Below are 8272 nucleotides of genomic sequence, written 5' to 3'. Positions count from 1 at the left end.
ACCGCCGTGCCCGTGCCCGGCGCGGACGAGCCGTCCGCCGCCGCGCAGGCGGCCTGAGCGGGGCCGCGAAGCGCGGCTACGGGACCGCGGCGCGCGGGTCGGCGGGACCGGCCGTCAGGACTCGGGCTGCTCGATGAGCTGCGCGATGTACAGCGGCTCGCCCAGCTTCTCGACCAGTTCGAGCTGGGTGTCGAGGTAGTCGATGTGGTGCTCCTCGTCCTCCAGGATCGACTCGAAGATGTTCGCCGAGGTGATGTCGCCCTTGGCGCGCATGACCTCGATGCCGCGCCGGAGGCGGTCGATCGCCTCGACCTCGACCTGGCGGTCCGCCTGGAACATCTCGGTGACCGTCTGGCCCACCCGGACATGGAAGAGCCGCTGGTAGTTCGGCAGCCCGTCGAGGAAGAGAATCCTGTCGGTCAGGATCTCCGCGTGCTTCATCTCGTCGAACGACTCCGACCGGGTGTACTTCGCGAGCTTCGTCCAGCCGAAGTTCTCCTGCATCTTCGCGTGCAGGAAGTACTGGTTGATCGCGGTCAGCTCAGCGGTCAACTGTTCGTTGAGGAACTCGATGACCTCGGGGTCGCCCTGCATGGCAACGCCGTCCTTCCGATCGGGCTGTCAGGTTCCGCGCATCTTCGCACTGCTCAGGCATCTGATCCAGTAAGTGCAGGCTTACGTTCCGAGGTCCGGCTTGCCCGGAAAGGCCCCGCCCGGTCGGAAGCATCACGCCCGGTCTGTCACCATGGAGACATGGGTCAGTCCGAACGCCAGACGGGGGAGCTTCCTCCGGGGCAGCGGATCCAGCGGGGCTGGCCGGTCACGCACTACGGCCCCGTACCCCGTTTCACCGCGGACCGCTGGGAGTTCCGGGTCTTCGGCGCGACCGCCGACAACGACAAGACCTGCTGGAACCACGAGGAGTTCTCCGCGCTGCCGTATGCCACGGTCGTCGCCGACTTCCACTGCGTCACGAAGTTCTCGATGCTCGGCATCGAATGGGGCGGGGTTTCCACCGATACCGTGCTGAAGCTGGCGCCGCCCGCCGACGACGTCACACATGTGATGGTGTGGGCCGAATACGGATTCAGCTCGAATCTGCGGATCGAGGACTTCGTCGACGACAAGTCGATATTCGCGACCCATAAGGGCGGCGAACCCCTCACCGCGGAACACGGATTTCCGGTCCGCCTCGTCGTCCCGGGCCTCTACGCCTGGAAGGGGCCCAAATGGGTCCGCGGGGTGGAGTACATGACGGCGGACCGCCGCGGCTTCTGGGAGGAGCGCGGCTATCACAACCTCGGTGACCCGTGGAGCGAGCAGCGCTACTCGTACCAGGAGGAGCCCGGCGACGGGCCCGAGCTGTAGCCGCTGGCGGCTCAGTGGTGGTACCGGTGCACCACCGCGTGTCCCTTGCCCCGCCCGATCAGCCACTTGTTGACCGGAGTCGTGACGGCGAAGGCCACCGCGAAGGAGAGCGCCAGGCTCACCCAGAACAGGGCGTCGGCCAGGGTCGCGTCCATGGCGCCGGGGAAGACCAGGATCGTGCCGTTGTCGGCCAGCTCCATGAAGATGATCGACACGGTGTCGGCGGCGAGCGCCACCCGCAGCGCGGAGCGCGGGTCCAGGCCCGCGCGCAGCACGCCGCGCATGGTGAGCGAGTAGCCGAAGACAAAGGCCAGCGCGATCGCCAGCAGCATCGTCCGCACATTGTCCCAGCCGAGCGCCGTACCGATCAGCATGCCGAGGACCTCGCCGATGGCGCAGCCGGTGAGGCAGTGCAGGGTCGCCTGGGCGGCCGTTCGCCAGCCCGCCCCGGCCCCGCCTTGTGTCCGCTCGTGGGCCGCGTGTTCGTACGACATCGGATGTCCCCGCTCTCCGGTAGTGCGTGCGGTGCCTTGCGACCACCACAACCACATACCCCTGGGGGGTATTCCTGACGGCGGGATGCGGCTACGCCCGGAGTTCTTTCAGCAGCTTCACGTCCGACGCGTGCCCCTCAGGGCCGCCCGGCGTCTCGATGACCAGTGGCACACCCTCCGTCGCGGGATGCCGCAGCAGCTCGCGGAACGGCTCCGCGCCCAGATGGCCCGCGTCGATGTTCGCGTGCCGGTCCTTGCGTGCGCCGCACACATCCTTGCTCCCGTTGGCGTGTATCAGCCGCAGCCGCCCCTCGCCCGCCGTCGCCGTCAGCTCGTCCAGCATCGCCGCCATCCCGCCGGGCGCCGCCATGTCGTGCCCGGCCGCGAAGGCGTGACAGGTGTCCAGGCACACCCCGAGCCGGGGATGCCGGTCGAGCGCCTCCATGTACGGGCCCAGGTCCGCGACCAGCGAGCACAGCGAGGAGCCCTGCCCCGCCGTCGGTTCCAGCAGCAGCCACGGGTCGTCGTCGTGCGTCAGCTCGTCCAGCAGCGGCCGTACCCGCTCGCGCACCTGCGCCAGCGCCACCTCGCGGGTCCTGCCGCCGGTCGCCGAGCCGGTGTGCACCACCACGCCCAGCGCGCCGATCGCCCGCGCCCGGCGCAGCGAGTGCCGCAGCGACTCCACCGAGCGGTCCGCCGTCGCCTCGGTGTGCGAGCCGAAGTTGATCAGATACGGCGCGTGCACGTACGCGGGCAGGTCCAGTTCCGCGCAGCGCGCCCGGAACTGCTCGTCCTGGGCGGGACTGCCGGGCGGGGTCGCCCAGCCGCGCGGATTGGCCGCGAAGACCTGCACGGTCTCCGCGCCGATCCGCTCCGCGTACCCCAGGCCCACGGTGGCCAGCCCGCCGGCCACCGGCACATGGCTGCCCACCGGATTGCGCGACCTCATCAGCCCGCCGCACCCGTCGGCGCGTCCGTCACCACGCGCATCAGCGCACCCAGATGGTGATCGTCGCGCCCTTGGGCGCCTGCCCGCCGCCGTCGGGGGACTGGCTGAAGACGGTGTCGCCGAAGAACACGGTGATCACCCGGACGTCGAAGCCCGCGTCCTGGAGGATCTGCTTGGCCTCGTCCTTCTTCTTGCCCGTCACGCTCGGCACGTCGAACTGCTGCTGGCCCTTGGACACCGTGATCGTCACCGTGTCGCCGGTGCCGACCTCCGTTCCCACCTCGGGGGACGCCAGCGCGACCTTGTCCTCGTCCGCGACGTCGGAGAACACCTTGTCCGGTGCCAGGACGACCTTCAGCCCGGCGTCCTCGAGCTGCTGCTGCGCGTCGGTGACCGAGTCGCCGATCACGTCCGGCACGTCGACCGGCGCACCGCGCGACACCTTGACCGCCACCGGTGTGTCGGGCGCCCGCCGGATGCCGCCCGCGGGATCGGTGGAGATCACCTGGCCGCGGGGCACGTCCTCGCTGAACTCCTGGGCCACCGTGCCGGGCGTCAGACCGGCGTCCTTCAGCTCCTTGCGCGCGGTCTCCAGCGGCTTGCCCCGTACGTCGGGCACCTGGACCTGCTGCGGACCCCTGGAGACCTTCAGGGTCACCGTGCCGTTGTCCCGGATGCGCTTGCCGGGACCCGGATCAGTCGAGATCACCTTGCCGCGCGGCACCGTGATCGAGAAGTCCTGCGTCGTCTTCGCGCGCAGCCCCGCCGCGTCCAGCTTCTTCTCCGCGTCGGCCTGCGACAGCGCCAGCACCGCGGGCACCTTCGTGAACTGCCCGTCGCTGATGTACCAGACCCCCGCGCCGACCCCGAGCAGCACGAGCAGCGCCAGCACCACCGCCAGCGGCCCGCGCCGCCGCGGCGCGCCGTCCCCGCGTCCCCGCCGCCGCGGCTGCCGAGGACCGGCGGGCGGCTCCTCGGGCGGCGGGGGCGGCAGCAGCAGCCTGCTCGTACGGTTCAGCTCGCCGTGGTCGGCCACCGCCGTCGGTACGGGCGGCGCGGGCGCGGGCATCGACTCCGACGCGAAGGCCGCCGACGGATAGCGGTGGACGACGCTGGTCGGGTCCTCGGACCCGGCGCCGCTCATCTCGCCGATGGTGTCCGCGGGCTCGCAGTCCAGCTGCGCCGGGGTCAGCGCCGCCCGCACGTCGCGCACCTCGGCCAGCAGGTCCACGGCGTCCGCGGGCCTGCCCCGCGGGTCACGGCAGGTGGCCCGCGCCACCAGCGCGTCCAGCGCGGGCGCCAGACCGGCGACGACCCCGGACGGGGCGGGCACGTCCTCGTTGAGGTGCTGGAACATCACCTGCGCGGGCGTCGTCCCGCCGTACGGCTTGCGGCCGGTCAGCGTCTCGTACAGCACGACCCCGCACGCGTACACATCCGTGCGCTGGTCGACCACGCCGTGCCCGATCTGCTCGGGGGCGAGGTACGAGACGGTGCCGAGCAGCGAACCTGTCGACGCGCTGGTCTGGGTGTCCACCGCCCTGACCAGGCCGAAGTCGGCGACCTTCACGCGGCCGTCGTCCCCGATCAGCACATTCTCCGGCTTCATGTCGCGGTGGACCAGGCCCGCGCGGTGCGCGGCGCCGAGCGCCGCCAGCACCGGTTCCATGATGTCCAGCGCCGCCCGCGGCTGGAGCGCCCCGCGCTCGCGCAGCACGTCACGCAGCGTGCAGCCGGCCACGTACTCCATGGCCAGATACACGTAGGTGCCGTCGGCGCCCTGGTCGAACATCCCGACGACATTCGGGTGCGCCAGCTTGGCCACGGCTTTGGCCTCGCGGATGAAGCGTTCGACGAAGCCGGTGTCGGTCGCCAGGGCCGGGTGCATCACCTTGAGCGCGAGCACCCGGTCGAGGCGGGTGTCCACGGCCCTGTAGACCGTGGCCATCCCCCCGACAGCGATGCGCGCCTCGACCCGGTAACGGCGGTCGAGCGTCTGCCCGACGAGCGGGTCCTGCACGGTCGTGTCCACGATCGCCGATTCTACGAGGCCGGAATGCCCCGAACGGCGCTGCGCGCCCGGTCTGTACCCCACCTGTTGCGTGCCGCAACGCTTCCGTGACCTCCCGTCCCCTTGCCCGTGCGCGGCCCTGCACGCCCGCCTTGCGCATGGCGGAGCGCCGAACTTTTCTAGGGCGCGGCTCTTGGGCAGGTGCTTCGCCGGGCGCCGGCCACGTGCTTTTAGCGGCGCGCAGTTCCCCGCGCCCCTGACGGGGCACCCACTTGCGCACAGTGGACGCGGGGCCCGGGGCTAGAAGGCGGGGCGTTCGGGGTCCAGGGAGGGGAGACCTTCGGGCGGGGAGGAGGGGAGGGCGAAGTGGCGGCGGGGGATACGCCCGGCACGAAAGGCCAGGCGCCCGGCCGAAACGGCGTGGCGCATGGCCTCGGCCATGAGAACCGGCTGCCGCGCGCGCGTGACGGCCGAGGCCAACATGACGGCGGCGCACCCGAGTTCCATGGCGAGCGCGGCGTCGGACGCCGTCCCCGCCCCGGCGTCGAGGACGACGGGGACACCGGCCCGCTCGGTGATGAGCTGAAAATTGTGCGGGTTGCGGATCCCGAGCCCCGACCCGATCGGCGACCCCAGCGGCATGATCGCCGCGCACCCCACATCCTCCAGCTTCCGCGCCAGCACCGGATCGTCGCTGGTGTACGGCAGCACCGTGAAGCCGTCGTCCACCAACGTCTCAGCGGCGTCGAGGAGTTCGACCGGATCGGGCAGCAACGTCCGCTCGTCCGCGATGACTTCCAGCTTCACCCAGTCGGTGCCGAGGGCTTCGCGCGCCAGCCGCGCGGTCAGCACGGCCTCACCGGCCGTGAAGCACCCGGCCGTGTTGGGCAGCACACGGATGCCGTGCCGCCGCAGCACCGAGAGCACCGACCCCTTCGTCGTGGGGTCGAGCCGCCGCATGGCGACGGTGGTCAGCTCCGTACCGGACGCGAGCAGCGCCTGTTCCAGCACCTCCAGGCTCGGCGCCCCGCCGGTCCCCATGATCAGCCGCGAGGAGAAGACGGCGTCCCCGATCCGCAACGGATCGCTGACATCGACAGCGGAAGTCGTCATCCCTCAGCCTCCCTGCACGGCGGTGAGAATCTCCACCCTGTCGCCGTCCGACAGCGGTGTCGCCGCCCAGCGGGTGCGGGGGACGACCGTCTCGTTGAGGGCGGCGGCCACGCCGGAGGCGGCCGGGGTGAGGTCGGCGACCAGGGCGTCGAGGGCGAGGGGGGCGGGCAGGGAGCGGCGCTCGCCGTTCACCAGGACCGTGATGGTCATACGGTCTGCTCCTCGCGCGCGGCGGCGGCCGGAGGAGCGGGTAGCGGGAAAACGGGTACCGGGGCGGCGGCGAAGCGGGAGGCGGCGAACGGCCGCGCGTACCCGGGCAGTTCGCCGGTGACCAGCGCCTCCGCCATGATGTCGCCGGTGATCGGGGTGAGCAGCACGCCGTTGCGGTGGTGGCCGGTGGCCAGCAGCAGACCGTCCAGGGCGCCGCGGCCGAGGATCGGGGCGTTGTCGGGGGACCCCGGCCGCAGGCCCGCCAGGGTCTCGGTGAGCGGCAGTTCGGTGATGCCGGGCACCAACTCGTGGGCATCCCGCAGGAGTTCGTAGACGCCGCCCGCGGTCACCGTGGTGTCCCAGCCGAACTCCTCGCTGGTCGCGCCGAGTACCAGCTCCCCGTTCTCGCGCGGCACCAGATACACGTGGCTGCCGCGCACCACCGCCCGGACCGTACGGGACAGGAACGGCGCGTGGCCCGGCGGGATGCGCAGCCGCAGGATCTGCCCCTTCACCGGCCGTACCGGCGGCAGCGCGGCCTCGGGCACGCCCGCGATCCGGCCGCTGTGACTGCCCGCGGCCAGCACCGTACGACCGGCCGTGACCGTCGTACCGTCGTCGAGGAGCGCGCCGACGGCCCGGCCGCCCGAGACCTCGACGCGGGCCACCGCCGAGCGGTGCAGGACCACGCCGGCCAGTTCCGCGGCCCGCAGCAGCGCCGTGGCGAGACGGCGCGGGTCGACCTGGTGGTCGCCGTCCACCCGCAGTCCGCCGCGGACACCGGGGGCGAGCAGCGGTTCGAGGCGGCGGCAGTCCCGGCCGCTCAGCCACTCCGAGGGCAGGCCCAGCGAGGTCTGGAAGGCGTGCAGGTCGCGCAGGTGCGCGCGGTCGTCGGCGTCCAGCGCGACGGTCAGGGTGCCGCAGGCGCGGAAGCCGACGTCGAGGCCGGTCGCCTCGGTCAACTCGGCCACGAAATCCGGGTATCGGCGCGCCGACGCCAGATTGAGGTCGAGCAGCGTCTGCTCCCCGTACTGCGATTCGGTGACCGCGGCCAGCATGCCCGCCGCCACCCGCGCCGCGCCGCCGCCGGGCTCCGGGTCGGCCACGGCGGTCCGCAGGCCGCGCTGCGCCGCCCGCCAGGCGGTGACCAGACCGATGATGCCGCCGCCCACCACCAGGACGTCGTACGACGTGCCTCCGTGGGACGTGCTGCCCCGCGACGCGCTCCCCGGCGTGCCGCTCTTCGACGTACCCATCGAATACCGCCCTCCCTTCGCCGGAATGACCCGGATCAGGTTCGTACGGTCGGCGGCCGTCCAGCCGCCCTCTCAGCCCGGTGCGTCCGGGCTCCCGCGTGTTCTCTGGCCCCGACACCTTATCCCCGCCCGGTGCCCGGGGGCGGCCCGGCGTCGTCGGCGGCCCGTACCGACTACCGTGAACCATGTGAACGACGTCGTGATTGTCGGGGCCGGGATGGCCGGGGTGCAGACGGCGGTCTGCCTGCGCGAGCAGGGCTGGCGGGACGGCATCGTGCTGGTCGGCGACGAGCCGCACCCTCCGTACGACCGCCCGCCGCTGTCGAAGGCGGTCCTGCTCGGCACGGCGGGCAAGGACACCGACGTCCGCTTCGACATCGACTTCGACGCCCTGGACGTGGATCTGCGCCTGGGCGTAAGGGCGCAGGGGCTGCGCCCCGGGGACCACGAGGTCGTCACGGACAAGGGCGGCCTGCGCTACGGCCGTCTCGTCGTCGCGACCGGCGCCTACCCGGTGGCGCTGCCCGGCACGGCGGGCCTGCCCGGCGTCCACCTGCTGCGCACCCTGGACGACGCGGCGGCGCTGCGCCCGGTGCTGGACGCCCGCAAGGACGTCGTGGTGGTCGGCGCGGGCTGGATCGGCGCCGAATTCGCCACCGCGGCGCGGCAGGCGGGCTGCGAGGTGACCGTCGTGGAGGCCGCGGACCGGCCGCTGTCCGGCGCGCTGCCCGCCACCATCACCGGCCACATGCGGGCCTGGTACGCCGACGCCGGAGTACGGCTGCTGACCGGCACCCCGGTCGCCGAGGTCGAACCCGGCGCCGTGGTGCTCGCCGACGGCGCCCGGCTGCCCGCCGCGGCCGTCGTGGTC

At 72.4% G+C, this 8272-nt stretch carries 9 protein-coding genes and 1 riboswitch; of the genes, 2 read left to right on the top strand and 7 right to left on the bottom strand.

Annotated elements, in window-relative coordinates; translation table 11 throughout:
- Window positions 1–114 precede the first annotated feature (114 nt).
- Window positions 115–594 (bottom strand): bacterioferritin, encoded by a 480-nt coding sequence (bfr, locus tag BGM09_RS27185; protein WP_188284346.1) that lies wholly within the window; start codon window positions 592–594, stop codon window positions 115–117.
- A gap of 159 nt (window positions 595–753) precedes the next feature.
- Between bfr and BGM09_RS27180 the strand changes: the two genes are divergently transcribed.
- A complete protein-coding gene (locus BGM09_RS27180) occupies window positions 754–1368 on the top strand; it encodes a sulfite oxidase-like oxidoreductase (RefSeq protein ID WP_188284345.1) in 615 nt (204 codons plus the stop codon).
- Between the two features lie 11 nt (window positions 1369–1379).
- Here the strand turns inward: BGM09_RS27180 and BGM09_RS27175 are convergent, their stop codons facing one another.
- The 6 genes from BGM09_RS27175 to thiO all read right to left on the bottom strand — a co-directional run bounded on the left by BGM09_RS27175 (window position 1380) and on the right by thiO (window position 7401).
- Window positions 1380–1862 (bottom strand): DUF4396 domain-containing protein, encoded by a 483-nt coding sequence (locus tag BGM09_RS27175; RefSeq protein ID WP_188284344.1) that lies wholly within the window; start codon window positions 1860–1862, stop codon window positions 1380–1382.
- Between the two features lie 91 nt (window positions 1863–1953).
- On the bottom strand, window positions 1954–2811 hold the full coding sequence (locus tag BGM09_RS27170) for a deoxyribonuclease IV (protein ID WP_188284343.1): 858 nt from the start codon (window positions 2809–2811) through the stop codon (window positions 1954–1956).
- 40 nt (window positions 2812–2851) lie between these two features.
- A complete protein-coding gene (gene pknB, locus BGM09_RS27165) occupies window positions 2852–4843 on the bottom strand; it encodes a Stk1 family PASTA domain-containing Ser/Thr kinase (RefSeq protein ID WP_188284342.1) in 1992 nt (663 codons plus the stop codon).
- 279 nt (window positions 4844–5122) lie between these two features.
- Window positions 5123–5935: a thiazole synthase gene (locus tag BGM09_RS27160; protein ID WP_188284341.1), complete on the bottom strand. Its 813-nt coding sequence runs from the start codon at window positions 5933–5935 to the stop codon at window positions 5123–5125.
- 3 nt (window positions 5936–5938) lie between these two features.
- Window positions 5939–6145 (bottom strand): sulfur carrier protein ThiS, encoded by a 207-nt coding sequence (gene thiS / locus BGM09_RS27155; RefSeq protein ID WP_188284340.1) that lies wholly within the window; start codon window positions 6143–6145, stop codon window positions 5939–5941.
- Window positions 6142–7401 carry a glycine oxidase ThiO gene (thiO, locus tag BGM09_RS27150; protein WP_188284339.1) on the bottom strand — a complete coding sequence of 420 codons (1260 nt, stop codon included), beginning with the start codon at window positions 7399–7401 and terminating at the stop codon, window positions 6142–6144. The genes thiS and thiO overlap by 4 nt, the downstream gene beginning before the upstream one ends.
- Window positions 7397–7509, bottom strand: a riboswitch (TPP riboswitch). (Overlaps the previous gene by 5 nt.)
- Before the next feature lie 79 nt (window positions 7510–7588).
- Between thiO and BGM09_RS27145 the strand changes: the two genes are divergently transcribed.
- The coding region (locus BGM09_RS27145) for an FAD/NAD(P)-binding oxidoreductase (RefSeq protein ID WP_317452912.1) at window positions 7589–8272 on the top strand (684 nt) is incomplete at its 3' end.

The organism is Streptomyces sp. CBMA29 (assembly GCF_014596445.1).
Taxonomy (GTDB): domain Bacteria; phylum Actinomycetota; class Actinomycetes; order Streptomycetales; family Streptomycetaceae; genus Actinacidiphila.
The sequence above is the reverse complement of the archived record's forward strand: the minus strand, read 5'-3'. Positions and strand labels throughout refer to the sequence as shown.

Bases quoted from the DNA above. Each gene is read 5' to 3' on its own strand.
- bfr (WP_188284346.1), bottom strand. From the start codon at position 594: ATGCAGGGCGACCCCGAGGTCATCGAGTTCCTCAACGAACAGTTGACC.
- BGM09_RS27180 (WP_188284345.1), top strand. From the start codon at position 754: ATGGGTCAGTCCGAACGCCAGACGGGGGAGCTTCCTCCGGGGCAGCGG.
- BGM09_RS27175 (WP_188284344.1), bottom strand. From the start codon at position 1,862: ATGTCGTACGAACACGCGGCCCACGAGCGGACACAAGGCGGGGCCGGG.
- BGM09_RS27170 (WP_188284343.1), bottom strand. From the start codon at position 2,811: ATGAGGTCGCGCAATCCGGTGGGCAGCCATGTGCCGGTGGCCGGCGGG.
- BGM09_RS27160 (WP_188284341.1), bottom strand. From the start codon at position 5,935: ATGACGACTTCCGCTGTCGATGTCAGCGATCCGTTGCGGATCGGGGAC.
- thiS (WP_188284340.1), bottom strand. From the start codon at position 6,145: ATGACCATCACGGTCCTGGTGAACGGCGAGCGCCGCTCCCTGCCCGCC.
- thiO (WP_188284339.1), bottom strand. From the start codon at position 7,401: ATGGGTACGTCGAAGAGCGGCACGCCGGGGAGCGCGTCGCGGGGCAGC.